At 37.4% G+C, this 16987-nt stretch carries 9 protein-coding genes; 1 reads left to right on the top strand and 8 read right to left on the bottom strand.

Annotation, left to right across the window (positions count from 1 at the left end):
• Positions 1–5 precede the first annotated feature (5 nt).
• Complete coding sequence (locus ACH8JV_RS02400; RefSeq protein ID WP_396519592.1) at positions 6–989, bottom strand: ion transporter; 984 nt, start codon at positions 987–989, stop codon at positions 6–8.
• 138 nt (positions 990–1127) lie between these two features.
• Complete coding sequence (locus ACH8JV_RS02395) at positions 1128–1562, bottom strand: hypothetical protein (protein ID WP_000920876.1); 435 nt, start codon at positions 1560–1562, stop codon at positions 1128–1130.
• A 653-nt stretch (positions 1563–2215) separates the two neighbouring features.
• On the opposite strand from ACH8JV_RS02395, the gene ACH8JV_RS02390 reads away from it, so the two are divergent.
• The gene (locus ACH8JV_RS02390) at positions 2216–3673 is read left to right on the top strand and encodes a DASS family sodium-coupled anion symporter (protein ID WP_396519529.1); all 1458 of its coding nucleotides are present in this window, start codon (positions 2216–2218) and stop codon (positions 3671–3673) included.
• Positions 3674–3718: 45 nt separating this feature from the next.
• Here ACH8JV_RS02390 and ACH8JV_RS02385 read toward each other — a convergent pair whose 3' ends face one another.
• The 6 genes from ACH8JV_RS02385 to ACH8JV_RS02360 form a co-directional block, all read right to left on the bottom strand.
• Positions 3719–4729 (bottom strand): hypothetical protein, encoded by a 1011-nt coding sequence (locus ACH8JV_RS02385; protein ID WP_396519527.1) that lies wholly within the window; start codon positions 4727–4729, stop codon positions 3719–3721.
• A gap of 98 nt (positions 4730–4827) precedes the next feature.
• The gene (locus ACH8JV_RS02380; protein ID WP_263614019.1) at positions 4828–7467 is read right to left on the bottom strand and encodes a bifunctional aconitate hydratase 2/2-methylisocitrate dehydratase; all 2640 of its coding nucleotides are present in this window, start codon (positions 7465–7467) and stop codon (positions 4828–4830) included.
• Positions 7468–7724: 257 nt separating this feature from the next.
• Positions 7725–8087, bottom strand: coding sequence for a hypothetical protein (locus ACH8JV_RS02375; protein ID WP_263614020.1), 363 nt, complete (start codon positions 8085–8087; stop codon positions 7725–7727).
• A 132-nt stretch (positions 8088–8219) separates the two neighbouring features.
• Complete coding sequence (locus ACH8JV_RS02370) at positions 8220–9455, bottom strand: lactonase family protein (protein ID WP_396519525.1); 1236 nt, start codon at positions 9453–9455, stop codon at positions 8220–8222.
• 256 nt (positions 9456–9711) lie between these two features.
• Positions 9712–14217 (bottom strand): translocation/assembly module TamB domain-containing protein, encoded by a 4506-nt coding sequence (locus tag ACH8JV_RS02365; RefSeq protein ID WP_396519523.1) that lies wholly within the window; start codon positions 14215–14217, stop codon positions 9712–9714.
• A 26-nt stretch (positions 14218–14243) separates the two neighbouring features.
• On the bottom strand, positions 14244–16967 hold the full coding sequence (locus ACH8JV_RS02360) for an autotransporter assembly complex family protein (protein WP_396519521.1): 2724 nt from the start codon (positions 16965–16967) through the stop codon (positions 14244–14246).
• Positions 16968–16987: the final 20 nt, after the last annotated feature.

Genomic DNA, 16987 nt, shown 5'->3' with positions numbered 1-16987 from the left:
AAATACTAGTCTGTTAATTTTTCGCCACAGTGCGGACAATAGCATTTCTTCTCTCTCGCAGATTCTTTTTCTTCTAATACCTTTTCTCGCATAATTTGGATAATCAAATTATGCGCTTGTTCTTTTGGTAGCCCTACTTTTTGCCGAATACGTTCTATTTCAACTTCATCATGCAAGATATCAATACCACGCACTTGAAGTAACTCACGGAACTCTTGTTCAAGGCGCTGATTACGCTGGTTAAGTTCATTGGCTAAACCAGAAGCTAGAATACCAGCTGGCAAAGCAGCAATCCCTACCCCTAAAATTGTAATTAAAGCCCCTAGTAGTTTTCCTAAGCTGGTCACAGGTGTGACATCACCATATCCGACTGTGGTTAAGGTAACGACCGCCCACCACATTGCTTTAGGAATAGAGCTAAAAGCTTCCGGTTGCGCTTTATTCTCAACCACATAAATACCAGAGGCAGTCATAATAATCATAATGATTAAAATAAAAATCACTGCCTGAAACGAACCTTTTTCTCTTTTAATGACACATAGCAATATTTGCAAAGAGATAAAATAGCGAGTTAATTTTAATAGTCGAAGTAATCGTAAAATTCTGAGCATACGAAGGTCTATTCGTACAAAGAAATTTAGATATGCAGGCAAAATTGCCATGAGGTCAATCAGCGCCTCTCCGCTTTTCATCCACGCTAAACGCTGCTTCCATGCAGCTTGTGTAGGATCACGCTCTACTACACTCCAGAGGCGTAAGAAGTATTCAACACTAAAAATCGTGATTGAAATATTTTCAAAGTAGTCAAACCATATACGATAGCTGTAATACAGATCGTTTACAGTTTCTAGCAATACCGCAATGACATTCCCAATAATTAAGAAAACCAAGAAGTAGTTAATACACCTACTCACTGTTGTTTCGTAATCATGGTCATGAAGGTTGTTATAGAAGAACTTACGTAATGTCTTCCAAGCTAAAATTCGCATACGGTTCTGAGCCACATTATATTGAACATATATTAAGCTCACATACGTAAATTCACCACTACAGTGACCAATAGAATATTTTATTAATTGTATTAACTAAACAATCATAAATAATATTTCATATTTTCTAATTATATTTTAATGAGCAGCGACATATCTAAACTCATTTTCTTCCCACCATTGCACATCATAAATACCCGCATGTGACTTCAAAATGACATTAATATAATTTTGAAGCAGCATAATATGGTGAGTAATATCTAACTTTCTAAAAAGAAATCTTCTCAAAATTGGTGTATTTGGTGAAATGAATATCGCAAAGCCATTACTGTATTCTTCATACACACTAATACCGATATACATGGTGATCTCAGGTAATGGTACTTCTATTTCCCAGCCCCAACGTTCAGCAGTTAATTCAATACTTAAGTGATATCTATTTTTCAATATACTATAAATATACTGTGCAATATCTTCAGTTTTCTGTACTAACGTATTTCCGTCTTCTGCTGATAAATTTTGATCATATAGATGATAATCATCAAATTTAAATTCAACAATTGTCTTTAGCATTTTTAAGTTCCATATATAAAATACCCATGTTCTTTTTAATTATTTTTAAGTTCATGGAAACATTTTAAAGCAAAAAACCCGTTAATTTCTACTATTATATTTAATTTTTATACATCGAATTTAAAAATGATATATTTTGCATTTTAAAAGAAAACCATGACTTGATTCGCACCTCATGCAAAAATAACAATTTAGAAAGACTAATTTTTATCCATTATTATATACAAGTTAATTTATTTAATAATTTTCACGCTATTCATATCTTAATCCAGATACATAATTTCTTTTTTGACCTTTAACATTTTCTAAAAATTACTATTAGAATATATATTTAATTAGTTATCCTTATAGCTTTTTCTAAAATTAACCATAGTAAGTACCATTTATTAGAGTAATATTTGTACAGAAAACTCATAATTTGATTATCAATTCTAGAACTAAATTTCAGATAAACTTAACGATTAATGTTTAAATTAAGAAAAACTTAACTTAGAAGAATGATCTATTTCATTGAAAGAAATACTAGTACTTATCTCTTGTGTTTTGAATTTTTAAATCATTTAATCGATAATAGAACTTTAATACTTATGTCTTTAGCGATTTACCCATAAAGAACTTTATTTTTTAATCATATGAAAACAAGGGGAAATTACATGGGATTTAAAGCCCTCCCTACACTTATATCTTTATTTATTACATTGTTAATCTGGTTCGTAGTTCCTGTGCCCACTGGTGTTGATCCTGATGCATGGTATTTGTTAGCGATGTTTGTCGGTGTAATTGCTGCAATCATTGGTAAAGCTATGCCAATTGGTGCTATTGCGATTATCGCAATAACTTTGGTCGCTATTACTGGTGTGACTAACACCAGCCCAAGCGGTGCAATTCAAGATGCCCTTAGTAGCTTTGCTAACCCACTAATCTGGCTGATTGGTATCTCCATCATGATCTCTAAAGGTTTGCAAAAAACTGGATTGGGTGCACGTTTAGGCTATTTATTTATCGCAGTTTGGGGCAAAAAAACCATCGGGATTGGCTATAGCATGGTACTTTCAGAACTCATTCTCGCCCCTGTAACACCAAGTAATACGGCTCGTGGTGGCGGAATTATTCATCCGATTGTACTGGCAATTTCTACTAGTTATGATTCTGATCCTGCTAAAGGTACAGAAAGTCGGATGGGAAAATATCTATCATTGGTTAACTACCAAGCTAACCCTATTACCTCTGCAATGTTCATTACGGCAACTGCCCCTAACCCATTAGTAGTTGATTTAGTAGCAAAGGCAACCAATAGTGAAATTTCATTAAGTTGGAGCACTTGGGCATTGGCCATGTTATTGCCTGGTTTGATTGCTTTAATTATTATGCCTTTGATTATGTATTTGATGTATCCACCAGAAGTCAAAGAAACGCCTAACGCAGCTCAGTTTGCTAAAACTAAATTAGAAGAAATGGGTCCTGTCAGTAAAAATGAAATCATCATGCTTGGTGTATTCGGAATTTTATTGATGCTATGGGCAGGTGTTCCCGCCATGATTTTTGGCTCCGCTTGGGCTGTTGATCCAACAACAACTGCTTTTATTGGTTTAGGATTATTGCTGCTTACAGGTGTTTTAACTTGGGATGATATTCTTGCGCAGAAAAATGCTTGGGATACGATTACTTGGTTCGCTGCTTTAGTCATGATGGCGACTTATTTAAATAAGCTCGGTTTAATCACGTGGTTCTCGAGTGTTTTAGAAACTAGTATTGGTCATTTAGGTCTAAGCTGGATGCCTGCTTGTCTATTATTAATGCTCGCCTATTTGTACGCACATTATATGTTTGCTAGCACCACGGCGCATATTACCGCAATGTTTGCAGCCTTTTATACAGCAGGACTTGCACTCGGCGCACCGCCAATGTTATTTGCTTTAATGATGGCTGCAGCCTCAAGTATTATGATGACATTAACCCATTATGCCACTGGCACTTCCCCTGTAGTGTTCGGTTCGGGTTACACCACACTTGGTGAATGGTGGAAAGCTGGCTTTGTCATGAGCGTTGTTAATATCATCATCTTTGTGGTGATTGGCGGACTTTGGTGGAAAGTGTTGGGGTATTGGTAGAATTATTTTAGTTTTAAAAAAGCCCCTTGTGATGGGGCTTTTCATTTATTCTTGGCAGGTATCGATATTGATTTGTACATAGTTCGGGTCTAATTGACCGTCTTTAAAAGCATTAAATAATTTTTCTAACCTTTTTTTATTTCCAGGGTATGAACAATATAACTCTTTAATATCATTAATTTTACTTAATGAAGCAAGTTTACTTAAAGAATCAACCGCACCTTGTTCGACTCTATTCCAATCAACTTTAAGTTCTCTTAAATCATAATTATTACGATTTGCCGTATACATAATATGATAATAATAAAAGTTCTTTTCCTTAGGGTTCAACCTTTGAATATCATCAACAATCATCTTTATTGCATCATAATTCTCTCCGAACCATTTTGGTTCAAAGCTTTCCATAAAAGTATTATAAATTAATCTATGTTTAGGATATTTAGTAATACCATCTTGGTATGCCTTTAAATAATCTTCTTCAAGTCCTAAATCACGTAAAATTATTAGAACAACATAGTAATAAAATGGATCTTTAGAAGCAACCTCATAATTTTCCAATAAAAAATTCAAATTTTGAACAGATTGTTCAGAAAAATATTGCAACTTCTTTTCTGCGATTTGTGAAGTATAATTACCCCCTCTAACACTCCAGGCCTGTTTTCTAATCCAAAGTGCATAATAAATATAACCCAATGGAGATTCCGGTTCAGCTTGAATCCATTGTCGAGCAACTACGATATTATCTTTAAAATAGTTTGGTGAAGTTACTTTATATTTATTTACAATACCAAGAAAAGAATCCAAATAGCTAGTATGTTTAAATTTACCGTCATAATTATATTCCTCACTATTTAAAAGCTGTTGTGCTTTCTTTGAAATCTCTTGGAATTTTTTTTCTTTAATCAAGTCTTCAACATCAGACAAAGTTTCATTTTTTTTAGGATAAGTACTTTGATCTACTAACTTTATGTGAGCTAACTTTGTATATGCTACTTGTGCAAAAGTTTGTGTAGAAAAAAATATTAATAATATAAGAGATAAATTCTTTAGTTTCATAAATCTAATTTCTAAATTACAGTTTTATTATCAAGAATATTCTATAAAAGAAAGAAAATCCCACATTATGTGGGATTTTCTTAAGGCTAATTAGTCAATTAAGTCAATTGAGCAGCAGCAATTTTCTTAGTATCTACTTTATCAGCAGCATTTGTATATTCGCCCATTTGGTCGAAATTCAAATATTTGTAGATGTCAGCAGACATACTGTCAATTTGAGCTGCATATTGTTGGTATTCTTCTGGAGTTGGTAATTTACCAAGTACAGCAGCAACAGATGCAAGCTCAGCAGACGCTAAGTAAACGTTAGAACCTTGACCTAAACGGTTAGGGAAGTTACGTGTAGAAGTCGATACAACAGTTGTGTTCGGCGCAACACGTGCTTGGTTACCCATACATAATGAACAACCAGGCATTTCTGTACGTGCACCAGCACGGCCATAAGTGTTATAGAAGCCTTCTTCCATTAACTGATGTTCGTCCATACGTGTTGGTGGAGCCAACCATAAACGAGTTGTTAATGAACCGCTTGGTACTTTCTCAAGTAACTGACCAGCAGCACGGAAGTGACCAATGTTAGTCATACAAGAACCGATGAATACTTCATCAATTTTGTCGCCTTGAACGTCAGAAAGAAGTTTTGCATCATCTGGATCGTTCGGGCAGCAAAGGATAGGTTCTTTGATGTCTGACAAATCAATTTCATACACTTTAGTGTATTCAGCATCAGCATCAGCTTTAAGTAAGCTTGGGTTTGCTAACCATTTTTCCATGTTTTCAACACGGCGAGCCATCGTACGAGCATCACCATAGCCTTGTGAAATCATCCACTTAAGCATTGTGATGTTAGAACGTAAGTACTCAGCAACTTTCTCTTCAGAAAGTGTGATTGCACAACCAGCAGCTGAACGTTCAGCAGAAGCATCAGAAAGTTCGAATGCTTGCTCAACTGTTAAGTCAGTTTCCATTTCTGTTAAGTCGATTTCTAAGATACGACCAGAGAAGATGTTTTTCTTACCTTTTTTCTCAACAGTAAGATCGCCTTCTTTGATTGCATAGTAAGGAATCGCATGTACTAGGTCACGTAAAGTGATACCAGGCTGCATTTTACCTTTGAACTTAACAAGAACTGATTCAGGCATATCCAGTGGCATTACACCAGTTGCAGCAGCGAAAGCTACAAGGCCAGAACCTGCTGGGAACGAAATACCAATTGGGAAACGAGTATGCGAGTCACCACCAGTACCTACTGTATCTGGAAGAAGCATACGGTTTAACCAAGAGTGGATAATACCGTCACCTGGACGTAAAGATACACCACCACGATTCATGATGAAGTCTGGAAGTGTATGTTGCATTTGTACGTCAACTGGCTTTGGATAAGCAGCAGTGTGACAGAAAGATTGCATTACTAAATCAGCAGAGAAGCCCAAGCAAGCTAAGTCTTTTAACTCGTCACGAGTCATAGGACCAGTTGTATCTTGAGAACCAACTGTAGTCATCTTAGGTTCACAGTAAGTACCTGGACGGATACCTTGACCTTCTGCAAGACCACATGCACGACCAACCATCTTCTGAGCTAAAGTGAAACCTTTGCCAGTGTCAGCTGGTTGTACTGGAGTACGGAATAATGTAGATGGAGCTAAACCTAAAGCTTCACGTGCTTTAGCAGTTAAGCCACGACCAATGATCAAGTTAATACGACCACCAGCACGTACTTCGTCTAAAAGTACTGGAGTTTTAAGTTCAGACTCAGCGATTTGTTCGCCATTTTTGAACGCAGTAACTTTTGCAGCAGCATGATCGATTTTAAGAGTAACTTCGTCACCCATGTTCATGTTAGAAACATCGATCTCTACTGGTAATGCACCAGCATCTTCCATTGTGTTAAAGAAGATCGGAGCAATTTTACCGCCTAAGCACACACCACCGTCTTTTTTGTTTGGAATGTGAGCAATTTCATCACCAAAGAACCAAAGCACAGAGTTTGTTGCAGATTTACGAGATGAACCTGTACCAACAACGTCACCTACATAAGCAACTTGGTTGCCTTTAGCAATAAGTTCTTTAATTTGGTTTAATGGACCAACTTCACCTGGTTTTTCAGGGTTGATACCGTCACGCTCGTTTTTCAACATTGCGTTTGCGTGTAATGGGATGTCTGGACGGCTCCACGCATCTTGAGCTGGAGACAAGTCATCAGTGTTTGTTTCACCTGTTACTTTGAACACAGTGATTTTGATTTCTTCTGGTACGTCTTTACGGCTAGTGAACCATTCAGCATCAGCCCAAGACTGTAAAACAGCTTTTGCATTAACATTGCCAGCTTTAGCTTTATCAGCTACGTCATGGAACGCATCAAATACAAGTAAAGTTTTTTTCAATGCTTCAGCAGCTAAGCTCGCTAATTCAGCATCATCTAGAAGCTCAACTAAAGGTGCTACGTTATAGCCACCAAGCATAGTACCTAGTAAATAAACTGCACGTTCTTTAGAAACTAGCGGAGATGTCGCTTCGCCTTTTGCAATCGCTGCCAAGAAAGCTGCTTTTACGTAAGCTGCTTGGTCAACACCTGCAGGAACACGGTTTTCAAGCAAATCAACCAAGAATGCTTCTTCACCTGCCGGTGGGTTTTTTAATAACTCAACAAGTTGAGCAGTTTGAGCATCATCAAGTGGCTTCGGTGGGACTCCGAGTGCGGCACGTTCAGCAACGTGTTGGCGGTAAGCTTCTAGCACGGTGTTCATTCCTCTTTTTTTAAAAAATTACTTGTAAATTCCAGCTTTCACAAAGCTTCACAAGTAATATGGACTACAAAATTTTACTAGAGTTCAAGCTAAAAGTTAATGCGCGCGGGGTGTTTCTCCGTGATGCCCATTATTTTGTAACTAAATACCCCTGTGTAAATAATGATCTTAATGACTGACTTATCATGCGATATTTTGATTTGAAAGAACACTCCACCTTAGTGGAGTGTTGACGATGTCTTGTACACTTAGAACTTTTTGTAGTTTGGCATTTTGTCGTGTGGTGTAACTAAGCACTCATCTGCCATTTGTTTTCTAATTTTTTCTTGTAGGGCTTCTGGGTTAGTTTTTAGTTCATCTTGTGGAATAGCATAAACTTTTTCAATAATATTCAAGATGAATTTTTTGGTGATCTCATCTTCAATTTTATTTGCATGTTCAACCGCTTGAGTCTTTTCAATTGCTTGCTGACGATCAAACACAATACTTCTAGCTGCATTTCCAACACTTGTACAAAAGCCATGCCATTGTTCTTCAGGTGTTAAAGGTTTTTTCTCTGTACAGCCGACTAACAACATACCCATCAAAACAAATAAAACTTTTTTCATCATTACTCTACACAGACTAAGCTGCCCACATCATACTGAATCTGACAAACTTTGCAAAAACTGCCATAAAAAACCGAGATAGAAATTCTCGGTCTTTTATAGGAAGTGTTAGAAATACTGATTTATCAATTCAGATTAATTAAAAAATTTAATATCAGTAGGCGTAGATATTTTTGCAGCATCGCCAGCAGGTTTTAAGCTACCGCTTTTTGCATCAAAGCGGAACAAACTAATATTATTACTGTATACATTCGTCACATACAGATATTTACCAGTCGCATCGAATGAGAAAGCTCGTGGTTCAATACCATTAGCGTTATAAACGACTGGTTGATCTAGCAAGCCATTTTGTTGAATTTTAAATACCAAAAGTTTGTTGTCTGCACCACGATTGGCAGCAATTACATATTTGCCATCTGGACTAAGGATAATTCCACTCGCACTTTTAAATTCGGGGGTTTTATCTTCATGTACCAGCTTTAGCTCAGCAATTTTTTTCAAATGTCCATCTTGTACATTAAACGCCACAATTTCACTTCGCATTTCTGCGGTAATGTATGCATGCTTGCCATTTGGTGAAAAGACCATATGACGTGGACCAGACCCATGAATAAACGTCACATCTCGGCTACTATCCGCTTCAAGTGGTTGCGTTTTACTTGGGTTATAACGAAAGGCATAGACTTTGTCATTTCCTAGATCGCTCGCATATAAATACTTACCATCTGGGCTGAAAGTTGTCGAATGTGCATGACCACTTTCCTGACGACCTTTGACATGGCCAGAACCTTCTGAGAAAACAATATTTTGTACCATTTCACCTAAATGTCCATTTGGCAAAATTGGCAAAACAGCTACACCACCACGACCTTTATCGAATGCAGAATAGTTCGATACAAACAGGAATTTACCATCTAAACTGATTGAGGCGTGTGTTGGATGTCCTCCATGGCTATCCACTGTGTTCAGTACCTCTACCTTTCCGTTTTGAACTGATAAAGCAGTGACTTCCCCTGAGTTTTCTTCATTTGTTGTATATGCAAAACGGCCATCTTTCGATTTCACAATCCATGAAGGACTTTTCATTTTTAATACTTTAACAGGAGTCAAAGTCCCATCGCTATGCACTTGAAGCTGGTACAAACCTTCACTGGCCTGTTTTGGTTTTTGCACAAGTGGTGCATTAGGAATTGATGTCCAAGTTCCAACTAAAGCGATTTGTTGATCTGCAGCATTCACAGCGTTACCCCAACCAAGTGATAAAAACGTCACTGATAAGGTTGTTGTTAATTTTTGAATTAGCCCACGATATTTAACATTTGGCTCGTTATCCCTATTCTCTTTAATTTCAACACAAGTATCTTTTTTCACTGGCATTTCCTTGGAAAACTCACCTTATTTGCAATGATCAACAAGGCATTATCTATCTAATTTCATTTAATGATTCTGAAAATTAATTTATAAAACTGCAGTTTTCAAGTGAATTTTCTTTAATAAAAAACCTATTTAAAGCGTGACTCCTGTCAAAAAATTGATGATCTATTTGATTAATATCCAACTTTAAAAAAACATTATAAGGATGTAATAAAATAAGAGCCCACTGAAAGTGAGCTCTTAATTCATACATTTAGAAGCGCCAATTGTAGAATAAGTCGATTGCTCTTTCTAAAGACTGACTTGCTTCTAAATATAAACGGCGGTTCATTTGATAACGCAAGGTAAGCTTGTTAACTGGCGTAAATACACCAACACCATAACGAATAAATAAGTCAGGGGTAATATATCCAGTTAAACTTACCTGAGTATCATCCCCTGTACCTTGAGCATCTAATGCAAGTCCACTTAAACCAAAAGTACGACCAATTTGATTCGTTAAAGCACGAGTACCGCCCAAGCCCATACTAATACCGGCCGCAGCGATTGTATTGTTTACATCAGATTTAAAACCTTCTGAATTACTTAAACCGCTAGAGCCTTCATTAATACGACCTGTTACCAATGCATTTAATGCTTCTTGTTCAGATAAGCCTGCATCGTTATAAACTTGAATGTTTGGTGATGATGCAGTACCTGTGACACGAACACCCACCATACTGCCCTGAACATTCTTATTCGCATCAATATCTAAAGTCGGGTTTGCCAACGGACCATTGAAACGAGCAATTGCACGGTTTAAATCCAAGCTTTGACCATAGGCTTCAATTTTCACTTTTTGGCTCACACCAATAGCACCCATTGCGCGCATTGCAGTTTCATAACCACGCTGAGTTAAGTTCAAACGACCTACTAAAGGAATATTACTGTTAAAGCCTTGGAAGATAACCTGATTACCAATATTTACCGAAATATCGGCACGAATATCCCACGGTTTTGCTGCACGTAAAATTGCAAGTGGATCTTGACCTTGACGAACAATACGAACATCTGAAGATGTATTAATGACAGGTGCCGTTGTTTCAGGCATTGAAATACGTGCACGAGGAACATCTACAGACCCTTTCAAACTTAGACGTTTATCGAAAGGATACATATCGAGTGACAAATTCGGATTTGCAATTGCGGTAATTAAAGGTGCTTGGCGTACCAGTAGGTTATCACCTTTTAAGTTCAACTGTAGACGTGGTGAATCTTTCCAGTCGAAACTACCTTTAAGTAAACCTACCCCTTGTCCACTGTTAAATGCACCATCAATTGTTGCCATATCCTGACGAATAGACGAGTACACTTGTACGTTGGTTAAGTTCACTGGCAGGGAAATCATACTGATTGCCCCGTTTTTCAAACGCATTTCACCCGTAAACTGCGGTTGGGTTAAAGTACCATTCACTTTACCTGCTAAGGCTAAGGTACCACTCATTGAACGCACATCTTGAATGAATGGTTTTAAAACTTTTAACTGTACATCGTTAAAGGCCACCTCACCATGCATTGGCATAGAAGGTTGGTATGGATTAATAATGACATTTGCATAGCCAGTACCAATATCAGGTGTTTTTACATCGACACGGAATAATAAACCTTCTGAAATACTCTTCGCAATTACGCTCAGTTCATCATAAGTCAACGTGGTTGGTGGGTCTTGAGGGTCTTCTGCTGCTAGACCTAGCTCACCTTTTCGTGTCACTAAACGTGCATCAAGTTTAGGATGTCCACCATTTACCCAAGAAGCTTTTGCATAGCCATTGAGTTGACCCGTCATTGCCAAACCTTCTGGCATGAACGCAGCAAAATCGCCTAAATCCAGATTTTGGGTAACAAATGAAATATTGCCCTGTGCTTTACTTACACGTACAGGTTGGTCAAGACATAATTGACTGTTTCTACTTTGCCAACAATGTTGTCCCACATATAGCTCAGAACGTGCTGATGAGAAAACAACAGGTGCGTTTTGATTTTGTGCTAAACGAATTCGACGTGAATCAAAACTACCTTTTTGAATTTGACCTAACCAATCATTATTCTGGTTAAAACCGCCTGCTAACTGCACATAGAACTTAGAAACATTATTATTCGCCTGCACTTTTAATAAGTGCGCTTTTCGTGTTCCAGCCAAATTTAGCTCAGCAGACTGGATTAGACGGCTACCACTACGTAAATTATCTAGTTTTGCGGTGAGTTGAGTCGGTGTTGTTTCAGAAGTAGGAAGTTCACCTTGTACACGCAGTTTTTTAATACTCACTAAATTAGTGTAGGCAAAGTTATCAACTGCAATATTAGCTGTAGCTTTTAGGCGAGGTTGAGATTGGACACTCAAATCTCCATACGCACGGCCACTTAAACCAGGATACAACTCATAAAGTGCAGGTGCATTGAGCTTAATTTTTAAATTCTGCGCATTACCAGTCGCTTGCAACTGGTTCTGTGCATACACTAAAAATAGATTATTCGCTTCAAATTGTTGAGGTAAAAAGCCCTTTTGGTTCGAATCCATAAGTACAGATAAGTTACCTTTACCTCTCACTGGCTTGTTATTCAAAAATCCTGCAAGATTCAATTGTTGAATATCAATACGCTTTAGCTTATCAGACCAAACACCTTGCGTTTTTACATTTCCTGAAATTTCGCCTTTTACACTAGAAACAAAATATTGAGGTTTAAAACGCACAAGCGAACTATTGATATCCCAAGCAATACGATCTTTTAAATTTAATGATCCAGTCGCATAGATTTTTCCAGCAACACCATCATGTTGTAACTGGTTAATTCGAATAAATTCTGGAGTACCTGCAATAGAGAACTTTAATAAGCCATTAGCCTGATTAAGTGCTTTTAAAGATCCATCATAATTAACGGCAAAACCTTTAAAACCACCACCAGCTTTAACATCATTAAATAATAAAGCTGCTGTACTTTTTCCAGCTAGCGCAACACTTTCTTGGTTTGCTTGAGCCAATTGACCTTTTAAATCAATTTTTTCAAGTTGAATAATTTGTTGATTTGGCTTCGCAAAGCCATTTGCTTTGATTGACCCATTGAGTAGGTTAACCGGTGCAGCTGCATGAATACTTTGTGGATTAAAGTCTTTTGCATTTAATAAGGCATTCCATGCCAGCTGACGTTTTTCAGTAGGCAAGAAAACTTTGGCCTGACCTGAGAGGCTACCTTTTTGAGCCACAAAATTAAAACTAGGAACATTAAGAATATTATCTTTAACATTCAACGTTGCCAGATATTGCCCTGCTGGTAATAAAGTCTGTTCATGCTGATATACTTTTGTCGAGACTTTAATATCTTGCTGACCATCTCGCAAAGTCAGATCAACTTGACCACTATCACTGCTTAACCAACCTATATATGGCATAGCACGGTCTATTTTTGACCAAGCCACATTCATAAACATTGGCTGAGGTTTTTTATTCTTTTCAGGAGCTTGGTTTAATTTAAGTTTCCAAGACTCGTATCGGTCAAAGTCTACATTAGCTAATACTTCAGTGCCTTTTTCTAAAGAACCCGTTGAAGAAACGGCTGCATCTAAACTTGGTGGCAAGAAATCCTGAACGACTTGAGGAATCGCTTTATCTTTAGGATTAATATGATCTAAACGACCTTTTACATCCCAAGTGACATGATCTTTCCAGTTCACTAACCCTTTAAGGTTAATTGCACCTTTCATGACCTGACCATTAAAGTCAGTAATATTCAACTGGTGAACCAGATCGGTATTCATTAAGGCGTTGTATTGGCCTTCAGGTAAATTCTCACCTTTTAAATCTGTATCAAGTGCTAAGTTCAGTTGTTTCACATCACCCTGAAACTTGATCACACCATTTTTAGCAAATAATTTTTGTTCGACCAGTAAAGGCAAGTGATAGTTTTTGAATAACAATGCACCTTGCATAGGTACTTCATGACGAACAGGATGTAAAACGACCCAACCTGTTAATAAATCTGGTGTTGTCGTTGCTACACCAGCTTGTAAAGTGTCTAAACTTCCTCGAGCTGCCACTTTAATATTTTGAATGTTTAAACTTTTTAAAGAAGGAATTCTTAAATCTGCAGTCGCATTAAGTGGATATTTACCTCTAAAGTCCATATTTCCTGTTGCGTTATGAACAGAAAGATACCCCATATCCATACTTGAATTTTCAAACTTCAGCTTTGTCTCTGACCACAACGCATCATTTAGATGAACATCATGGAAATTTACAACAGAACCTGAATTTTTAATTTCTAAATGATCGACATCTGCCTGATCTACCCGCAGCACAAATGGCAATTTAATGGGTTTAAATCCAAATGGTTTATCTGATGGCGGAGCTTTATTAATAATGATTAAGTTACGTACATCTGCATTACTCAAATGCACTTCTTTTTCTAAGATTAAAGAACGCCACCCTAAGCGAACATCAGCTCTATCTAAAGTAACATCGACTTCTGCTAACTGAACAATAATATTTTTAAGGATAATTCCTTTTAGTAAATTACCCCCTTCATATTCATATTTAATAACTTGCTGCGCCTGTAAAACACGGTCTAATAAGAAACGGCTTCCACGGTCAGTCGACATCATAATAATGATAGAAGCAACAAGTAATAAAAGTATGATTAATATCGTCAGCAAGAAGCTACGCAAAATGCGTCGCTTCTTAGGAGAGTCAGGTGCCGAAGTGGGCTGCTGTTCTACTTCCGCCATAAAATAAACCTAATAAAATTTTATTTTTAAAGTTGTGGACCAATAAAGAAATGCAAACGAATCGGATGATTATCATCAGAAATACCTGAAGCCACATCTAAACGAATTGGTCCAATTGGTGACTTCCAACGAATACCGACACCAACACTATAAGCACTCGGATTACTAAAATTCTTATCGTAAGCGTTACCAAAATCAGAAAAAACAGCTGCTCGCCATCCCTCTTTGAATTGATAGTTATATTCCAAAGAGCCAATAGCTAAAGCTTGTCCACCAATCTTATATCCATTTTCTTCTGGTGAAAGACTTTTATAATCGAAACCACGAATTGTCTGATCACCACCAGTAAAGAATCTTAAATTATAGGGAACTTTATCAAATTCATCGGTAAAAATATAACTAAGATCAGATCGCCCCACAAACTGATGGTTATCGTTTTCACCTAAAGAATAAATAAATCTCCAACCCGCTGTTGCAATCGCCATATTAGCATCGGAAAGTAAACTACTACTTCCCAGTTCTATCTTATAGCTTTGTTTAAATGCTTTTGTTGGGTTTAAACGTGTATTACTTGAAGTTTTAGATGTTTCATAACCGAATAACAAGGCTTCTTGCTCTGATGCAGCAGCTTTAAAAGCATCTGGTAACTCAGAAATATCAACATCCCCTTTTTGAGTTAAACGATCCAGACGGTAACGTACCCCAATCGTATGTTGCCAGTTGCCTAATGGCTTTTTAATAACTCGCTCACCACCGAATACAGCCGATTCAGTTAGCAAACCTACATCGGGACCAATATTATTTCGAGTCTCGCGCTCATAACCACCCACAATATTAAAATAATCATTTAATGGATGTTTATAAGGAATACTATAACGGCCGTCTATGGACTGGCGAATTTGGGAAAGTTCAAAGTTGGCGTCAAATGAATGACCATATTCATTGACAATCGAGCGGCGATATTGACTACGTAAACGAGCTCCCGTGTCAGTACCATAACCAACACCCGTTTCCAGACTATTTAGTTTGTCAGCATTTAAAGTCACAATCACAGGAATTCGTTTTTCTTCACGTGCTTGGGCTTGTAAACGGTCTTGTTCTGATTCTTGCTCTGCATGTTGTACTGCAGCAGTTTTTAAAGCAGCGGGCGCCGCAGCTAATTGTGCATTTTCAGTTCCGGCAAATTGTTTTTCGTCCACGACATTTTGAGTAACTTCTTTACTAGATGAAGCTAACTGTCGTGCTTTAGCAAGCTGTTGTTGCTCCGGAGAAAGTAATTTCGATTCATCAATAGTGACATTTTGCTGATCGACCAATGCTTGCAAATCTGGCGGTAATTCAAGTGGTTTTTCAATTGGATCAGGTTTAATTGAATCGACCAGCGTGTAGTTAAAATAACGCGAGTTAGTTAGGTTATTGGCTAAAGCATTTACACGCCAAAATGTGTAGTCATCACCTTCTTGCCAAGGTGCCATACTTTCCAGAATTTTTAACTTGATTGGCAATGGTTTTGAAGGATCGCTCATACGAAACTCAACCTTACCAAGCTTATAGCGCTCACCTGTTTCATACTTGAGATTAATATCTGCTTTGTTTTCAGGTTGGCTTACTTTCACGTCGTGTAAACGCCAGTATGCATCAAAATAACCGTTATTCGATGCAGCATCGACAATTCGGCTTTTGGTTGTTTCATACAGACCATGATTAAAAATATCACCTACATCTTGGTCAGGCACTAAACGAATAACCTGAAACTGTGGCTGTTTTGCACCAGCTCCACTAAATTCAATGTTTTGTTCATTAATTCGTACAGGCTCATTTGGAGTAACGTTAACACGAACGCGGCTTGCACTTAATTTTTCAAAACGAAACTCAGCATTATAATAACCCACAGCTTGGGCAGCTTGGTTACTTAAACTTCTAAGCTGAGGTAACGCGGAATTAAAATCTTCAAATGATTCTTGGGTAAATGTAGATAATTTACCTTTAATATTTTTAGCGAGATCATCTGGAGCTCCACTGACCTCAGCAGTAATACGAGGAATTTGTTCCATCGGAATCACACGCGGTGGACGGATTTTATTTATTATTCGCTTAAAGAAACCTTTTTCTTCGGGTGGTTCTTCAGTCGCAGCTGTAAGCTCGGGTAAAGTTTTCCCTGTTTCATTGGCTTCGACTACAATCTTACTATCCGATTGAATCTCACTCATGAGTTGGTCAATATTTACAGGTGCTTGAGTAATTTCATGTAGTTCTGCTTGAGATGCATCATTGACCACCATTTCTGGACGTTTTTGCGTTCCATTTTGGAAGTTCTGAGCTTCGGTCTTTGCCTCTTCTGCTACCCGATAAATTTCATTTGCCATGTTCTGGTCAACAGGCATAACCGGTAAGTCTTCAAGGTTATCGAGCGTAATTGGCTTAAATTCTTCAATCTGATTTGGAAATTGTTCTTGTTGTTGCAATATAGCCAAGCTATCTTGTTGCTGTGCTTGAGTTACCAGCGTAGCAATATCAGTAATCGGAACATCGTTTGGGTTATTTGTATTTGTTTGCTGTAATGATGAATCAGCTACCGTCTGGTTTGCGACTGGTGTTACAGTATCAGCCGAACTTTGAGCATAACAAGGATTAACACATAAACTTAACAATAGGCTGCTACAAATAAGTTTAGGTATACTCTGCATTTTCAAGATTAAATGCATAGAGTGAGAAAGAGTTGACTGTTTAAACTTAATTTTAGAAGGCATGGAAAACTCTAAACTTATTT

Origin of the sequence: Acinetobacter sp. ABJ_C5_2 (assembly GCF_044538485.1) — a bacterium.
Classification (GTDB): Bacteria; Pseudomonadota; Gammaproteobacteria; order Pseudomonadales; family Moraxellaceae; genus Acinetobacter; species Acinetobacter nosocomialis_A.
Note: the sequence above shows the minus strand (reverse complement) of the source record. Positions and strands in the feature narration are given on the sequence as shown.

Bases quoted from the DNA above. Each gene is read 5' to 3' on its own strand.
- ACH8JV_RS02400 (WP_396519592.1), bottom strand. From the start codon at position 989: ATGCGAATTTTAGCTTGGAAGACATTACGTAAGTTCTTCTATAACAAC.
- ACH8JV_RS02395 (WP_000920876.1), bottom strand. From the start codon at position 1,562: ATGCTAAAGACAATTGTTGAATTTAAATTTGATGATTATCATCTATAT.
- ACH8JV_RS02390 (WP_396519529.1), top strand. From the start codon at position 2,216: ATGGGATTTAAAGCCCTCCCTACACTTATATCTTTATTTATTACATTG.
- ACH8JV_RS02385 (WP_396519527.1), bottom strand. From the start codon at position 4,729: ATGAAACTAAAGAATTTATCTCTTATATTATTAATATTTTTTTCTACA.
- ACH8JV_RS02375 (WP_263614020.1), bottom strand. From the start codon at position 8,087: ATGATGAAAAAAGTTTTATTTGTTTTGATGGGTATGTTGTTAGTCGGC.
- ACH8JV_RS02365 (WP_396519523.1), bottom strand. From the start codon at position 14,217: ATGGCGGAAGTAGAACAGCAGCCCACTTCGGCACCTGACTCTCCTAAG.
- ACH8JV_RS02360 (WP_396519521.1), bottom strand. From the start codon at position 16,967: ATGCCTTCTAAAATTAAGTTTAAACAGTCAACTCTTTCTCACTCTATG.